A 15,549-nucleotide genomic window follows, 5' to 3' on the forward strand; every position below is an offset into this window, starting at 1 on the left:
CGTCAGAAGGCGTTCCAATCGTCGGCGCCGCCGGCGCTGGCCATGGCCGGTGAGGCCTTGACGGGCGATCGATAGGGCGCGGCTGCCTTCTTCGTTGCGCCGGCCCGGAGGGGCGCGGGCGATGCGGCGGGCTGCGCGCGGCGAGCGGGTGGACCATCTTCGACCCTGAACGCCGCGGCGTGTTCGGAGAGCGAGCCGACCTCGGCCGTGAGATTGCGCGCGGCGGCGGAGGTTTGCTCGACCATCGCGGCGTTCTGCTGGGTCGACTGGTCCATCGCGCCGATCGCGGCGGTGATCTGCGAAATGGCCGAGGACTGCGCAGTCGCATCATCGGCCATCGTGCCGAGCAGGGTGTGGACCTCGCCGACATCGCCCGAGATATTGGCCAGCGCGCCGTCGACCTTCTGCACCGCCTGTACCGCGGTGACGATATCGGTCTGCGTCAGCGTCAGCTGGTCGCGGGCACGCTTGGCTTCTTCCTCGGCGCGCATCGCCAGTGCCGAGACGAGATCCGCCACCACGGCGAAGCCGCGCCCGGCGTCTCCCGCGCGCCCGGCCTCGACCGCCGCGTTCATCGCCAGAACGCGGGTCTGGAAGGCGATCTTGTCGAGCCCCTCGATGACGCTGTCGATGCCCTTGGCGCTATCCGACACGCGCCCCATCGCCTGCACCGCCTGTTCGGCGGTGGCGCGGCCGCCGCCGACCGTGGCGATCGCCTGATCGGCGCGAGCCACCGTCTCGCTCGACGAAAGCGCGGTCGCCCTGAGCCGCGTGTCGATCTGCACCAGCGCGGCGCTGGTCTCCTCGAGGCTTGCGGCGTTGCCTTCGGTGCGGCGCGCGAGATCTTCCGACGCCTGCGCGATCTCCTGCGACCCGGTGCGGATGCCGTGCGCGCTCCGGGTGACGCCACCGATCAGCGCGCGCAAATTGCCCAAAGCGGCGTTGAAATTATCCTTGAGATCCTGAAAATTGCGCGGAAAGTCGCTTTCGATGGCCGCGGTCAGATCGCCGTCGGACAGGCTGGCGAGGCTGGCCGAGACGATTTCGACGACGCGCTGCTGCCGGGCCTCGTCCGCGACCTTCTCGGCGACGGCGGCATCCTGCGCAACCGCGGCATCGCGAAACACCAGCACGGTCTTCGCCATTGCGCCGACCTCGTCACCGCGCTCGACGCCGGGAACCTCGACGCGGTGCTCGCCCGCGGCAAGGCGGCTCATGATCTCACGCAAGCTGTTGAGCGGACCCGTGATGCCGAAGCGCGCGACGAGGAAGCTGACGACCATGCCGCCGATCGCGCCGACGATGGCGAGAATCATCAACGTCCAGGAGGTTGCCGATGTCGCGCTGTCGAGCGTTTCGGAACCGGTGGTGCCGTTCAGTATCTGCGCTTCGTTGAAAGCCGTCACCGCCTTGGCAAGCGGCGCGCTCACGCTGTCGGCCTGTTCGAGCAGCTTGATGGCCTCGGCGTTGCGATTTGCCAAACCCAGCGCGACGGCTTCGCCGGTCAGCGCGTGCAGTGCCTCCACCCCGGCGCGGAATTCGAGGATTTTGGCGGCTGATTCGGGCTGGGCCTTTTCGACATCGGCGAGCCGGGTGCGCGCACCGTCATAGGCTTCCTTTTCGGCCAGAGCGGCCGCCTTGGCCTGACGGCTCGCGCCGTCATAGGCCATCGCCTGGTAGCCCGAGCGCGTCATCACCGCGATCCGCATATTGACCTGCGTCATCTTGATCGACGAGGTGAGATCACCGACGAGCGCCGTGTAGGTGCCATTGGTCCGGCGCAGCGCATTGGAACCGATCCAGCCGATCGCCACGGTCAACACGCCGAGCATCGCCAGGAGGCTGATGATCTTGGTCGTGATCCGGCTGTTTTCGAGAATCTTCATCATTGGCTCCGGGGCGTGCCGACGCGGCCAAATGGCGCGATCGGCGCTGAGTTTACGGGGACGGCTTCAGGATAATGCGGGCTCAACCGAAATTGCGGCCCCAGGAGGAGAGACAATGGCCCCGCTGGCACGTTCGATCAGTCATCGGCTGGCTCCCGGCTTGGCCAAAAATGTCGCAGCCTGATGCTCGGGCGAGGCGACGTTTCGTTCATTTTAGGAGAGCCGCGCAACGATAACCGGAATCGCGACAGTTTTGCGCGCGGACAGCGCGGGATAGGTGGCCGCGCACCCCGGCCCGTGCCCAATTCTTGCGGCCGCACCGCCGCATCCCGCCAAATGCCGCTAAAATGAGAGGGCCTCGATTTTACGGCGCGGGAGGGACAGCAGAATGGGGCAATTCGGGCAGGCGCGGCTGCGGGGTCTTTCGGATACGCCGGAGGCGGGGATCAAGGCGTGGCACACGCAGGTGGCCGAGGGGACCCGCCGCGACGGGCCATTGGCGCGGCTGCGCTATCTCGCGCGCGCCAACTATGCCTATAATTATATCTTCTGGCTGCGCACGCGATCGAACGACCCGGCCTGGGTCGGCAAGGGCGCGCGGATCGAGCAGCGGCTGAAAATGCCCTTTGCGCGCCGCGGGCAAACCGAACGCGCGGCCGCGTTCGACGCGAGCGATTTTCATTTCGAGTCGCAGGCAATCCCCGCTGACGCGCTGCGCGCCTTTGCCGAGGAGCTCGACAACCAGCCAAGCTATCACGACCCCTATGCCAGCGACTTTCGCCATGAAGGAAGTCCGCGCGACGGTGCGCACCCGTTCCTTTATATGGACCCGCAGCGCATCATCGACAGCGCGGCGTTCTGGGACATCTGCACCGCGCCGGCGCTGGCCGAATTCTGTCGTGAGGTGCTGGGACCATCGGCGGCGATCAGCTGGGCGTGGGCGTGGATCAGCCAGCCCGGTGCCGCGCCCTATCAGAACCAGAACTGGCACCGCGACAGCGCCGAGCCGTTCAACTTCATCCGCGTGTTCATCCCGCTCGGCGCGATCGAGAGCCGCGACGACGGCCCGACCGAGATGATACCCGGCACCTCCGGCCTGCGCGACTTCTACGAAGTGCGGCGGTTCGGCGACGATGAGCTGGCCGGACTCAAGCTTGAAAAGGGCGCCGGCGTGGTGCTGTCGGAGCCGGGCGACGTCTATTTCGTCAACACCTTCGCACTGCATCGCGGGACGCCGCCGCAGCGCCCACGCGCCATGCTCACGCTGCTCGTGTCGCTGTCGCCGTCGCATCGCACGCCGTCGATCCGGCGGGTGAAGCGCGCATCGCTTTCGGCGGCGGTGCGCAGCGCGATCGCCGCCAACAGGCGCTTCTTCCGTTACCTCGTCTGACCGGAGACCCCGACATGTCGATCAAGCTGGTCATCTGGGATCTCGACGACACCTTGTGGGCCGGCACGCTCGCCGATGATGCGCGGGTGACGCTGTTCGTGCGCCGTGCGGACATGATCCGCACGCTCAATGCGCGCGGCGTGCTGTCGTCGATCTGCTCGAAGAACGATTTTCAGACGGCGAGGGCGCGGCTCGTCGCGCTCGGCCTGTGGGACGAGTTCGTCTTCCCGCATATCGCCTTCACCCCCAAGGGGCCGGCGGTCGCCGCGATCATCGACGACATGCAGCTGCGCGCGCAGAATGTGCTGTTCGTCGACGATAATCCGGCCAATCTGCGCGAGGTGGCGCATGCCGTGCCGCAGATCCAGCTGCTCGACGCGAGCGCGGCGGATTGCGACGACGATCTGCAGGCGCTGGTCGACGCGCATGCCGGGGTCGAGCGCAACCGCATCGCCGAATATCGCATGCTCGAGCGCAAGAAGGGCGACCGCACCACCGCCGGGGTTTCCAACGAGGATTTCCTGCGTGGCTGCGGGATCAAGGCGTGCGCGCCCTATCTGATGGACAATCTCGACTTCGCCGGGCGGATCGCGGAACTGATCAACCGATCGAACCAGCTCAACTACACCGCCTCGCGCGTGACCGAGGACGCGCTGGAACGCGACATCATCGACGTCGTCGCGTTCGACAGCTGGTCGATCTTCGCCTGGGACAATTACGGCCATTACGGGCTGGTCGGCTTCGTCATGGTCGATCGCAAGATACCCGCGCTGGTCCACTTCGCCTTTTCGTGCCGCGTGATGCATATGGGGATGGAGGCCTATGCGCTCGACCGGGTGCGCGAGAAATTCCCGGCGATCGACACCAGCGCGCTCGACGGGCGCTTCAGCCGGACGGCGCCCGACTGGATTGCTGACCAGTCGTTCCACGATCCCGCGGTGCGCGGCGCGCTGATCGCGAGCCACGTTACCGACGTGGCGCAGGCCGCATCGCTGCGCATCATGTTCGACTGCCAGTCGGGCGGCATTGCGCATTTCAGCGCGCACCGCGCGGTGGTGGAATTCGACAACAACCCGCGGTTGTTCGCGCTCAAATCCCTGCGCGACGGCAGTGTCGCCGCGCAGCAGTTTCCGCCTCATGTCGTCTATGGCGCGGGGATCGACTATTCCGATCCGCGCTGGGGCGACGATGCGCAATTTCTCGAGGCCGGGCTATATGCCTGGTGCGTCACCGCGATGTGCCGGACGCTGGGCGAGCGCGGTGTCACCGCGCTGATCGTGCTGCCGCCCGACAATGCCGCGCCCGGACAATATCGCGCGCATATGAACCACACGCGCGAGCGCACGCAGCGCTTCAACGCGATCTGGCGCGACGCGGCCGGGGCGTGGCCGCATGTGTCGCTGCTCGACCTGTCGGACCTTGCCCATGCCGGCGAGATGATCGACGTGAGCCACTATACCGCCGGGCTGCTGCAGAAGATCGCGTGGCAGGTCGATGGCTGGTATGAGCAGGAGACCGGCATGCGGGAAGCGATGCGGCGGGCAGGGTAATCGACACGCCGGACTTCGCACGGCACGGCGCGGCACTGTTTGCTGGCAAGCCGCGGTTGCGTGGGCCATGAAACTGGCATGAACGCCGCTGACCGCCCGCCATTCCTGACCGCCGCGGACTTGCCGGATCCAGCGGACTCCCGGACCTTCCATCCGTTCATCAAAGGCGTTTTCAGCCAGTGGCATGCGACGTCGTTCGCGCTGGACGGGCGCACCTTCGTCACAGTCGAACAGTGGATGATGTTCGCCAAAGCCGCATTGTTCGGGGATTCGATCCGCGCTGCGCAGATACTCGAAGTGGATGATCCTGCGGTACAGAAGCGGCTCGGCGCGCTGGTCACGCCGTTCGACCAGGAGGTGTGGGATCGCAGGAAGGTCGACACCGTCTATCGCGGCAACAAGGCCAAGTTTTCCCAAAATCACGGTGCCGGGCGCCAGTTGCGCGCGACGGGCGATGCGATGCTCGTCGAAGCCAATGTCCGCGACTGGATTTGGGGCGCGGGGCTTGGCATGGACGACCCGGCAATTGGCGACCCGGGCCAGTGGCGCGGGACCAATTACCTCGGGCGTATCCTGACGCTGATCAGGTCGGAGCAGTGTTCGGTGGAGCCGCGGGCGGCGAGATGAGCATTGTCTCCGCCGCACCTGCGGGTGCGATGAAAACTCCTGCCCCTCCAAACCATCGCTACCGCTCCTACCGCACGGGCGCGATCGTCAGATCCGTGAACAGGAATTCGCCGGTCGAGCAAACGAGCCGCACGACCGGGTCGGCGATCTTGATGGGAAAGCTGCGGGATTCATTGCCGAGCGTCACGAGAACCTTGCTGCCGTCGTACGACAGGGTGAAGGCCTGCACGGTACCCGGCGCTGTCATCATCGACAAAGGCAGGAGTTCGTCTTCCTTGCCAGTAACATTGTAGCTGAGCATCTGGATTGCAGACGGGCCGTGCGGTGTCTTTTTCGGGTCTGTCGGCAGTGCGGAGAGCGAAAAGCCGGCATAGGCTTCCGGCGCCTGCCCGGGCGCGGTGGACGATCCGATTTGAATGCGCGCATTGGGGACATAGGTCTTGCTTCCGGCAAGCGCGTTCAACTGGACGTTCCCGGAAACGGTGAACGGCACATTCCCGGCCGGCAGGCTCAGTTCGGAGAAGTGATTGGCGGCCGTGTCGCAGTCATAGGTTATGCCCTTCGCCTCGGCTGTCGCCGGTAAAGCCAGGAGCGCGAGGCCAGCCAAATACGCGCACGAAACCGACTGCATCCTCATTCCCCTTTGCCGCCGATCGCGCGGTGCGCAGATATCGACGCGGCAAAATAAAGTGAGCACGGCGAGAAGGTTACTGCAAGCCCCGCCGTGCCCCGCACCCTCATCGCAGCCGAAACCGCTCCCTCTCATAGTCCCGCACCGCATTGCCGCGCTCGAGCGCGTGATGTTGCCCCCATCGCTCGCGCCGCCCACCGGCCTCGCCCTCGCGGCGGCGCTCCTCTAGCAACAATGCGAGTTTCAGCCGCGCGAGCTTCTTGTTGGCGAATTGCGAGCGCTGGTCCTGCGCGGTGGTGGTGAGACCGCTCGGGAGGTGCGTCGCGCGGACTGCGCTGTCGGTCGTGTTGACGTGCTGGCCGCCCGGGCCGGAGGCGCGGTAGCTTTGATAGGCGATATCGACCTCACGCAGATCGGGCGTGTCCCCGGCTTCGGCGATGGTGGTGACGGCGACGAACCAGTTGCGGCGCTTGTGGGTGGGGCGAAAGCGGCTGGTGCCGATCCAGCGGATCGTCCCGGTGCGGGCCCGGGCGAAGGCTTCGGCGCCCTCCCCTGCGACGCGGAGCAGCGCCGAAGGGATCGGGCCGGCGACCGGCTCGATGGCGACGCACGACAGGCGCTCGGTCGTCGCCTCGTCGGCGAAGACGCGCACCAGTTGCGCGACGACCCAGCGACATTCCTCGGGCCCCTGCCCGGCCGACAGATGCAGGATCACGCTCATGAGCGGCGCATCTTATAGGTGATCAGCGGGCGCAGCGTCGCGAGCACGCGCACCAGCCCGGCATCGACGAGATCGGCGACGACACGGTGGATGTCCTGATAAGCCTCGGGCGCCTCTTCATAGAGCAGGGCACGATCCTCGCAGATCACGCGGCTGCCGAGCCGGGTACGCGCGAGTTCGGCGACGGTGAAGCGGCGCGCGATGCGGTCGCGCGCGTCGCTGCGGCTCCAGCGACGGCCGGCGCCATGGGCGAGGCTGTGGAGCGCCTCGTCCGCCCGCGCGGCCAGCGGCTGGACGACATAGCTGAGCGCCCCGCGCGAGCCGGGGATGACGATCGCACCCTTGTCGGCCGGCGCCGCGCCCTTGCGGTGGAGCCAGCCGCCGGCGTGCGGCGTGACGCTGTTGTGGCAGATGTCGAGCAGCCGCATGCCCGCGATACCGAGCCGATCGAACAGCCGCGCGGCGATGACGCTGCGGTTGAGTTCGGCCCAGCGCACCGCCTCGTCGTGCGCGGCGAGATAGGTGACGGCCGCCTCGGTCCCTTCCGCTAACGCGCCGCCGCCCTGCGCGAGGTGGCGATCGAGGATCGCCTGTCCGAGGCCGCGCGAGCCGCTATGGACGAGCAGCAGCAGTTGTGCCGGGTCGATGCCGAGCGCGGCGGCGGCGTCGGGATCGACCAGTTCCTCGATGCGCAGCGCCTCGGCGAAATGGTTGCCGCCGCCGATGCTGCCGAGCCCCTCGCCGTACAGATCGGGCGGCAGGCCAGTTTCGGTGAGCGCGGCGGCGTGGTCGCCGGACCATGGCGCCTCCAGCCCGTGCAGCTTCTTCTCGGCCGCATCGACACGGAAGCGTCGCAGTTTGAGATTGGTGCGCCACAGCGCCATGCCGCAACCGATATCGCTGCCGACGAGATGCGGGTGGACGTAGCCGCGCGTCCAGAAGGCCGCGCCGACCGCGATGCCGCGCCCGGCGTGGAGATCGGGCAGGCCGACGATGCGTTCGATACCGGCGAGCGACGCGCTGGCGTTGAGTTGGACGATCGCGACCGGGTCGACGCGGATGGCGTCGGTCGCGACGAGCGAGACGATCGATCGTGCGGGATCAGTCATGGTGCGCTCCCGCAAGACCGTAGCGACGCAGGTCGCGCTTGCCGAGTTGACGCAGCGCGATCACCTGCCAGGCTGGCGGTTGCCCGACAGGCCGATTGCGCAACCACTCGCCCATCGGACGATCACCCTGGTTATAGAACGCAGGTGCCTCGCGCGCCCCGGCGACCAGCAACGCCAGCAGTTCCCCGTCGCGAAGATGCGGCGGAGAATCGAAGGCGACGAGGAACCAGCAGCCGTGGCGCCACCACAAGACGTGCGTGTCGTCGATGCGGCGCAGGTCCTTCCCAGCCGGCACTGCTGGCGCACGGCAAGAACGGCGCGGAGGCACCGCCATGCCGCGCGCTGCCCAGAAGGTCAGGGCGTCCTTCAGGATTCCGTCGTCGGGATCGACATAGAGGTCGTTCCGGACCGACCTGCGCGATCCCTGTTCGAGCAACCAGCCGTCGTTGAGCAGTTCCCCATCGCGACCATAGCTGATGCGGCGATGGACAAGATCGTCGAGATGCTGGCGGACGTGCATCTTCACCGTGCTGCCGGTATCGAGATTGGCGCATATCTCGGCATAGACGTGGTCCCAGCGCCGGCCGCAACGCGCACGCAGAAAGCGGGCCAGCGGCGCGAGGTTCTCGTTGAACCCCTTGTAGAGGCGCGCCTGCTCCATGGCGTGACGACGCAGTCCGACACCGCCACCATCGCGGTCCCGGTCGCGGTCTAGCTTGGGCGAGGCGATCCAGCGCGAACCCCAGCGCGGCCGTTCGACGATGACCTTGAACATGTCTTCACGCATGACGAACCTCCCCGGACGAGAGGATCGACGGACGCGTGACCGCACGCGCAATGCGCAACGGCGGATGTGGCGATACTTGGGTAGAAAGCGCGACGCGACGGTCGCGGTCGGTCAGGTGGCGTGTGCCGCCCTGGCAGGAAGTGCCCATGCACATTGTCCCTGGATACGGAAATAGGAGGTCGAGCTGGCGACAGTCGCTGACATGGGACGCTTCCTTTCCGTTCGAGGGACGATGACATTCGCCATGCCCGCTAAGGACATGACGTGGCGGCCAGTAGGGCAAATAGCCAGGTTCCGCAACCTCGGCCTGCGCGGGAAGGTTCGATCAGCGCAAGACCTCGGCTGGTTCGCAGGCGCACGCCCGCCGACCGGCGAGGCTATCGTCATGGTCGCGCGAACATCTCCGCCTCGATCAGTGCGGGCGGGACGATGCCCGCGGCGATGATCCGCGCCCAGGCGTCGCGCAGCACGAAGGGCTGGTGCTTCACCTCGGCCTCGTGCGAGGCGAGCGCAAGCAAATGGTCGAGTTGCAGCTTGCCGACGATGTAGCTGGGGCCGTAACCGGGCTGGCGCAGGTAAAGGAGCTGTTCGAAGCCGACCAGCTTGCTTGCGGGATCCGACCAATAGCGCGGGGTCCATTCGGCGTGGCGGCGGCCGGCCTGGTCCACGTCGATCGTGTTGGCCTGGACATCGAGCGAGGCAAGCCCGCGCGCGGCGCGATTGGCGAGCATGATCCAGACGATCTCGCGGCCGTGCGGGATATCGTCATAGAGGCCGGCCTGCATCAGCAGCTCCTCCATCGCGGTGGCGAAGCCCTCCGAGCGATCGGCGAAGATGTTGAACAAGGGCGGCGTATCACGGATCGGGCTGGGATGAGTTTCGCGCCGGAGGCGCGCCAGTTCGATCCAGTGGCTCGAATACGACAGCAGCGGCAACGGATCGAGCGCGGTGCCATGGAAGAAGAAATTGCGCTCGGCCGGCGGGACATAGTCGCTGGTCTGCGCCAGCATCGCCGCACGATAATAAGGCGTGTCGGGCATCAGCCCGGCGGCGACGAGGAAATCGTTGAACTTGCGGGTCTTGGCCTCGGCCATGGTGCGATAGGCGGCCGGATCGCTGATCTCGACGATCGGCGGCAGCGCGCGGTTGCGCAGTTCCTCGATGCGCAGCGAGGCGAGTGCACGGTCGAGCTCGCGCCGCAGCAACAGGCGCTGTTGGTCCCAGCCATAGGGATTCAGCGTGACGTGGCGCATGTACCAATCGTAATTCGCCTTGCCGATGCCAGACGGCCCGGTGCGGCGCGGCGCCTCGGCGGCGACCCAGGCGGCGAAGGCGTCGGTCGCGGCCTTGGCGTTCGCGATGGCAACGCGCAGCGCCGGGCTGGCGCCGGTCATCGTCGCCGGCGTCTGGCCATCGATCGTACGCATCTTCAGCGTACCGGCGGCGAGATCGGCGAGGACAACGCTCTGTTCCTTGAAGGCGCGATCGCCATAGGCCCAGAGATCGCGCGCATTGCTGCCGGCCAGATTGACCCTGGCCGCGGCGAGCAAAGCAGGGATCGTCGCGAGCGCGCGCGTCAACTTCGCGTCATCGGCGCGCGACAGCGGCCAGCGATAGGCGAACAGGTCGATATTGGGCTGGGCCGACGGGCCTTCATGCGCCGGTACGTCGCTCTGCTCGCCGAACAGATTCTGATAAAAGCCGGGATCGCGCGCCCAAGGTCTGAGCACGCGCAGGAAGAAATCGAAGCCGTTCATCTCCGCCTCGATCAGGCGATAGTCGCCCAGCGCCGGCGCGCTCCACCCGGTGCGATCGATCGCGGCGAGCCGCGCGCGCCATGCCGGCAGCGCCGCCGCCTTCCGCGCCATCGCCGCGGCGCTGTAATCGGGGATGCCATCGATGATCGCTGGCTGGACGAAGCCGCGCCATCCGGCGAACAGCGCGACGAGACGGGCATGCGTTGCCGGCATCGTCGCAACGCCCGGTTTCGGACCCTGCGCGGACAGCGGCGCGGCATTGGCCGTGACGGCGAGCGAAGCGGCGCAGAGCAGGGCGAAGCGGATCGGGCGCATGAAGACTCCTCGCGAGGCTTTCACCGGGCGCGTTCCCGGAGCGGATGATCGGGAACAATCGAGAAGCAGGCTATCGTTTTGCCGCATGCGTGCAAGCGCGATGTCCGGCGACGGCGTAGGCCACAATATCATGCTCTTGCGTGCCGATGCCCGCGCCGCGTTGGATGGCGAGGACTGTCACCGAAGTGACGCGACTTTGTCGCCGAACCGACACCCAAATCGCAAAATTGTGCAACGCAGCACGCCTACGGGGAGCGCGACGCGCAGCGATGCGCCGATCAACGACATCAGAAGGGGACCATTCATGCGTACCGTATTCGCCTGCCTGCTGGCCGGCACAGCGCTCACCGCGCCGCTTGCCGCGCATGCCGCGACCGACCCGGCGCCTGCCGCCGCCGCCCCCGCTGCGCCGGCCGCCGAGGAACCGGTGACCGACGACATCGTGGTGATCGGCAAGGGCCAGACGCGGCAGGTGCAGCAGCTGAGCCAGGCCGACATTGCCGAGCTCGCGCCGGGCACCAGCCCCTTGAAGGCGATCGCGAAGCTGCCGGGCGTCAATTTCCAGTCGGCCGATCCGTTCGGTGCTTATGAATGGTCCGAGCGCGTCTCGATCCGCGGCTTCAATCAGAACCAGCTCGGCTTCACGCTCGACGGCATTCCGCTCGGCGACGGCAGCTATGGCAACACCAACGGCCTGCATGTCAGCCGCGCGATCAGCTCGGAGAACATCGCCCAGACGCGCGTCTCGCAAGGTTCGGGCGCGATTGGCGCGCAGGCAACCAACAATCTCGGCGGCACGATCGAGTTCGTCTCGTCCGACCCCAAGCCGGTGTTCGGCGTGACGCTGAACGGCGCCTATGGCAGCAACGAGACGATGCGCGGCTTCTTCCGCCTCGACACCGGCGAACTGGGTGACGGCGGGCCGAGCGCCTATGTCTCCTATGGCTATCTCAAGACCGACAAATGGCGCGGTTACGGCCAGCAGCGGCAGAACCAGGTCAACGCCAAGTTCACCGCGCCGCTGACCGGTGCGGTACGGCTGGTCGGCACGTTCGATTATTCGGACCGGCGCGAGCAGGATTACCAGGACATGTCGCTCGACATGATCAAGCGGCTGGGCTGGCGCTGGGACAATAACAGCAACAATTTCGCGCAGGCGGTGCTGGTCGCCGATGTCGGTGCCAATACCGGCTATACCGGTGCGCCCAAGCTTAACCCTGCCGCGGGCACGACCTATCCGGCGCCGTTCCTCAACCCCGACGACGCTTATTTCGACGCTTCCGGCCTGCGCAGGGATTACCTCGCCTCGCTCGGGCTCGAGACGACGCGCGGCCCGATCAAGGCCTCGATCAAGGCCTATTATCACGACAATCACGGCCAGGGGACGTGGTTCACGCCCTATGTGCCATCGCCCAGCGGGGTGCCGATCTCGGTGCGCACCACCGAGTATGACATTCGCCGCAAGGGTGTGTTCGGCTCGGTCGGCGGGTCGCTCGGCAGCTTCGGCGAGCTGACGGTCGGCGCATGGTATGAGCGCAACGATTTCCACCAGGCACGGCGTTATTACGCGCTCGACAGCCGCACCGTGTCGACGCGCTCGGCGCTGCAGTTCCAGACCAACCCGTTCTTCACGCAGTGGGACAATCGCTACCAGACCGACACCTTCCAGTACCATGTCGAGGACAAGATCAGCCTCGGCGCGCTGACGCTCGATCTCGGCTGGAAAGGTTATGACGTCCGCGCGACGGCCACCCCGATCGTTGGCGGCGGCCTGGCGTCGGGCAAGATCAAGACCACCGACTGGTTCCAGCCGCATGCCGGCGCGACCTTCAAGGTGACCGACCAGGCCGAGTTGTTCGCCGGCTTTACCGAGGTGACGCGCGCTTTCACTGCGGCGGCGACGAGCGGACCGTTCGCTACCACCCAGGCCGGGTTCGCCGGGCTCGGCGACCTCAAGCCCGAGACGTCGGACACGTTCGAACTCGGCGGTCGGCTGCACTCGGGCATCCTGACGGCGTCGCTGGCGGCTTATTATGTCGACTTCAAGAACCGCCTGCTCGGCTTCGCCAATGGCGCGGGCATCGTCGGCAATCCGGCGATCCTGCGCAATGTCGGCGGCGTGCGTTCGACCGGCATCGAGGCGACCGCGCAACTGCGGCTGCCCGCGGGCTTCGGCGCGTTCATGTCCTATGCCTACAATGTCTCGAAATATCGCAACAACATCTACAACGCCGATGGTTCGCTGTTCGGCGGCGTGGCGATCAAGGACAAGTCGGTGGTCGATGCGCCGCGCCACATCGCGGCGGGTGAGATCACCTATGACAGCAGCATGTTCTTCGGCCGGTTCGGCGCCAATTACATGAGCAAGCGCTTCTTCACCTACAGCAACGACCAGTCGGTCGCGGCACGAGTGATCTTCGACGCGACGCTCGGCGTGCGGTTCACCCTGCCGGGCGACCACAAGGTCGAGCTGCAGGTCAACGGCACCAACCTGTTCGACAAGAAATATATCGCGACGATCGGTTCGAACGGCTTCGGCAACAGCGGCGACAACCAGACACTGCTGATCGGCGCGCCGCAGCAGTTCTTCGTAACGTTGAAGACCGGGTTCTGAAGACATTTCCCTCTCCCATTGGGAGAGGGAGGGGCCCGCTCGGCGAAGCCGAGTGGGAGGGTGAGGGCAACATTGCGGGTTCGATCCCTGCCCTCACCCCGCGCTGCTGCGCAGCTTGCCCCTCTCCCAGCGGGAGAGGGGTAAAATCCCGGCCTACGCTCGCAGCACGCTCCGGCCCGCATAGACCGCGCTGTCGCCAAGTTCCTCGTCGATGCGGATCAGCTGGTTGTATTTGGCGAGCCGGTCCGAGCGGGCGAGGCTGCCGGTCTTGATCTGGCCGCAGTTGGTGGCAACCGCGAGGTCGGCGATGGTCGCGTCCTCGGTCTCACCCGAGCGGTGCGACATTACCGCAGTATAGCCGGCGCGATTGGCCATCGACACCGCCGCGAGCGTCTCGGTCAGCGTGCCGATCTGGTTGACCTTGACGAGCAGCGAGTTGGCGAGGCCGTCGGCGATGCCCTGCTTCAACCGCTTGGGGTTGGTGACGAACAGATCGTCGCCGACGAGCTGGACCTTGTCGCCGATCAGGTCGGTAAGCGCCTTCCAGCCGATGAAATCGTCCTCGGCCATGCCGTCCTCGATCGAGAAGATCGGGTAGCGGCGCGTGAGGTCGGCGAGATATTCGGCCATTTCGTGGCTGTCGAGGATCCGGCCCTCGCCCGAAATGTCATATTTGCCCTGCTTGAAGAACTCGGTCGCGGCGCAATCGAGCGCGAGCATCACATCGTCGCCCGGCTTGTAGCCCGCCGCCTCGATCGAGCTCATGATGAAATCGAGCGCGTCGCTGGTCGAGGCGAGATTGGGGGCGAAACCGCCCTCGTCGCCGACCGAGGTGGCGAGCCCCTTGTCGTGCAGGCCCTTTTTCAGCGTGTGGAAGATTTCCGACCCGCAGCGCAGCGCCTCGCCGATATTGGCGGCGCCGACCGGCACGATCATGAATTCCTGGAAGTCGATCGGGTTGTCGGCATGCTCGCCGCCGTTGATGATGTTCATCATCGGCACCGGCAGGACATGCGCCGAGACGCCGCCGACATAACGATAGAGCGGCAGGCCGCGCGCATCGGCGGCGGCCTTGGCGGTGGCGAGGCTGACGCCGAGCAGCGCATTGGCGCCGAGCCGACCCTTGTTCTCGGTGCCGTCGAGCGCGATCATCGCCTGGTCGATGTCGCTCTGGTCCTCGGCGTCCATCTCGCGGATCGCGTCGGCGATCTCGCCATTGACCGCCTTGACCGCCTGATCGACACCCTTGCCGCCCCAGCGACCCTTGTCGCCGTCGCGCTTCTCGACCGCTTCATGCGCGCCGGTCGAGGCACCCGAGGGGAGCGCGGCACGGCCGAAACTGCCATCCTCGAGCAGCACATCGACCTCGACGGTCGGATTGCCGCGGCTGTCGAGGATCTGGCGGGCATGGATGTCGATGATTGCGGTCACGGAACGATCCTTCTAACGATGCGGAGAACGATGTGGGCGGTATCGCGGCGAGCCTCTATCGGCTATCGTCGACGGCGGCAATTCGTCACGATCGTGGAACCGCCGGCGATGCTGACCGGTTGAACGGCCTGACCATTTCTATTGTGAAACGAGGACATCATGGCCGAAGACACTCCGAAGCCCGCCGCGCCGATCAAGAAGGCGCCGATCAAGGCCGCGCCCAAGGCAAAACCGGCAGCATCTACGCGCGCCGCCGCGCAGGCCGCCGCCGCCAAGCCGGCAACCGCGAAGCCGGCGACGAAGCCCAAGGCCTCCGCCAAGGACGCCTTTGCCGATGTCACCGGTGCCGCGACGCAGACGCTCAAGGAAGGCGCCGCCAAGATGACCAAGGAAGCGACCGGCAAGGCGCGCGCCTATGCCGAGGACGGCAAGGCGCGGGTCGGCGGCGTGCTCGACGAACTGTCGAAGATGATGGGCGACGCGGCCGGCACGGTCGATGAGAAGGTCGGCGCGCAATATGGCAATTATGCCCGCAGCGCGGCCGAGGCGGTGTCGGGCTTTTCGGAGTCGCTCAAGTCGAAGAATGTCGACGACATCGTCGCCGACGCGCGCGATTTCGTGAAGAAGAGCCCGGCGATCGCGATCGGCACGGCGGCGGCAATCGGCTTCGTGCTGGTGCGGCTGATCAAGTCGGGCCTCGACAGCGACGACCGCGCCTGATCGCCCGAAGC

The 15,549-nt window shown here is 66.4% G+C and carries 12 protein-coding genes; 5 read left to right on the forward strand and 7 right to left on the reverse strand.

The window, feature by feature from the left end; genetic code table 11:
• Positions 1-2: 2 nt before the first annotated feature.
• Positions 3-1,886, reverse strand: coding sequence for a methyl-accepting chemotaxis protein (locus U1839_RS08340; protein WP_332803202.1), 1,884 nt, complete (start codon positions 1,884-1,886; stop codon positions 3-5).
• A 388-nt stretch (positions 1,887-2,274) separates the two neighbouring features.
• On the opposite strand from U1839_RS08340, the gene U1839_RS08345 reads away from it, so the two are divergent.
• The 3 genes from U1839_RS08345 to ybiA all read left to right on the forward strand — a co-directional run bounded on the left by U1839_RS08345 (position 2,275) and on the right by ybiA (position 5,453).
• Positions 2,275-3,276, forward strand: a complete 1,002-nt coding sequence (locus U1839_RS08345) for a phytanoyl-CoA dioxygenase family protein (protein ID WP_332803203.1) — start codon at positions 2,275-2,277, stop codon at positions 3,274-3,276.
• 14 nt (positions 3,277-3,290) lie between these two features.
• The gene (locus U1839_RS08350) at positions 3,291-4,826 is read left to right on the forward strand and encodes an HAD-IIIC family phosphatase (protein ID WP_332803204.1); all 1,536 of its coding nucleotides are present in this window, start codon (positions 3,291-3,293) and stop codon (positions 4,824-4,826) included.
• A gap of 78 nt (positions 4,827-4,904) precedes the next feature.
• Complete coding sequence (gene ybiA / locus U1839_RS08355) at positions 4,905-5,453, forward strand: riboflavin biosynthesis intermediates N-glycosidase (protein ID WP_332803205.1); 549 nt, start codon at positions 4,905-4,907, stop codon at positions 5,451-5,453.
• A gap of 67 nt (positions 5,454-5,520) precedes the next feature.
• Here ybiA and U1839_RS08360 read toward each other — a convergent pair whose 3' ends face one another.
• The 5 genes from U1839_RS08360 to U1839_RS08380 all read right to left on the reverse strand — a co-directional run bounded on the left by U1839_RS08360 (position 5,521) and on the right by U1839_RS08380 (position 10,773).
• Positions 5,521-6,084, reverse strand: a complete 564-nt coding sequence (locus U1839_RS08360; RefSeq protein WP_332803206.1) for a hypothetical protein — start codon at positions 6,082-6,084, stop codon at positions 5,521-5,523.
• A 106-nt stretch (positions 6,085-6,190) separates the two neighbouring features.
• Complete coding sequence (gene prfH / locus U1839_RS08365) at positions 6,191-6,805, reverse strand: peptide chain release factor H (RefSeq protein WP_332803207.1); 615 nt, start codon at positions 6,803-6,805, stop codon at positions 6,191-6,193.
• The gene (locus tag U1839_RS08370; RefSeq protein WP_332803208.1) at positions 6,802-7,914 is read right to left on the reverse strand and encodes an RNA ligase RtcB family protein; all 1,113 of its coding nucleotides are present in this window, start codon (positions 7,912-7,914) and stop codon (positions 6,802-6,804) included. Before U1839_RS08370 ends, prfH begins: the two co-directional genes overlap by 4 nt.
• On the reverse strand, positions 7,907-8,701 hold the full coding sequence (locus tag U1839_RS08375) for a hypothetical protein (protein WP_332803209.1): 795 nt from the start codon (positions 8,699-8,701) through the stop codon (positions 7,907-7,909). Before U1839_RS08375 ends, U1839_RS08370 begins: the two co-directional genes overlap by 8 nt.
• A 383-nt stretch (positions 8,702-9,084) precedes the next feature.
• The gene (locus U1839_RS08380) at positions 9,085-10,773 is read right to left on the reverse strand and encodes a DUF885 family protein (protein ID WP_332803210.1); all 1,689 of its coding nucleotides are present in this window, start codon (positions 10,771-10,773) and stop codon (positions 9,085-9,087) included.
• A gap of 304 nt (positions 10,774-11,077) precedes the next feature.
• Between U1839_RS08380 and U1839_RS08385 the strand changes: the two genes are divergently transcribed.
• Positions 11,078-13,387 (forward strand): TonB-dependent receptor, encoded by a 2,310-nt coding sequence (locus tag U1839_RS08385; RefSeq protein WP_332803211.1) that lies wholly within the window; start codon positions 11,078-11,080, stop codon positions 13,385-13,387.
• A gap of 153 nt (positions 13,388-13,540) precedes the next feature.
• On the opposite strand, the gene eno is transcribed toward U1839_RS08385, so the two are convergent.
• Complete coding sequence (gene eno / locus U1839_RS08390) at positions 13,541-14,818, reverse strand: phosphopyruvate hydratase (RefSeq protein WP_332803212.1); 1,278 nt, start codon at positions 14,816-14,818, stop codon at positions 13,541-13,543.
• Positions 14,819-14,977: 159 nt separating this feature from the next.
• Here eno and U1839_RS08395 point away from each other — a divergent pair, with 159 nt between their 5' ends.
• Positions 14,978-15,538 (forward strand): hypothetical protein, encoded by a 561-nt coding sequence (locus U1839_RS08395; RefSeq protein ID WP_332803213.1) that lies wholly within the window; start codon positions 14,978-14,980, stop codon positions 15,536-15,538.
• Positions 15,539-15,549: the final 11 nt, after the last annotated feature.

Source organism: Parasphingomonas halimpatiens, from assembly GCF_036663795.1.
In the GTDB taxonomy this organism is placed as follows: domain Bacteria; phylum Pseudomonadota; class Alphaproteobacteria; order Sphingomonadales; family Sphingomonadaceae; genus Sphingomonas.

Bases quoted from the DNA above. Each gene is read 5' to 3' on its own strand.
- U1839_RS08340 (WP_332803202.1), bottom strand. From the start codon at position 1,886: ATGAAGATTCTCGAAAACAGCCGGATCACGACCAAGATCATCAGCCTC.
- U1839_RS08345 (WP_332803203.1), top strand. From the start codon at position 2,275: ATGGGGCAATTCGGGCAGGCGCGGCTGCGGGGTCTTTCGGATACGCCG.
- U1839_RS08350 (WP_332803204.1), top strand. From the start codon at position 3,291: ATGTCGATCAAGCTGGTCATCTGGGATCTCGACGACACCTTGTGGGCC.
- ybiA (WP_332803205.1), top strand. From the start codon at position 4,905: ATGAACGCCGCTGACCGCCCGCCATTCCTGACCGCCGCGGACTTGCCG.
- U1839_RS08360 (WP_332803206.1), bottom strand. From the start codon at position 6,084: ATGCAGTCGGTTTCGTGCGCGTATTTGGCTGGCCTCGCGCTCCTGGCT.
- prfH (WP_332803207.1), bottom strand. From the start codon at position 6,805: ATGAGCGTGATCCTGCATCTGTCGGCCGGGCAGGGGCCCGAGGAATGT.
- U1839_RS08370 (WP_332803208.1), bottom strand. From the start codon at position 7,914: ATGACTGATCCCGCACGATCGATCGTCTCGCTCGTCGCGACCGACGCC.
- U1839_RS08375 (WP_332803209.1), bottom strand. From the start codon at position 8,701: ATGCGTGAAGACATGTTCAAGGTCATCGTCGAACGGCCGCGCTGGGGT.
- U1839_RS08380 (WP_332803210.1), bottom strand. From the start codon at position 10,773: ATGCGCCCGATCCGCTTCGCCCTGCTCTGCGCCGCTTCGCTCGCCGTC.
- U1839_RS08385 (WP_332803211.1), top strand. From the start codon at position 11,078: ATGCGTACCGTATTCGCCTGCCTGCTGGCCGGCACAGCGCTCACCGCG.
- U1839_RS08395 (WP_332803213.1), top strand. From the start codon at position 14,978: ATGGCCGAAGACACTCCGAAGCCCGCCGCGCCGATCAAGAAGGCGCCG.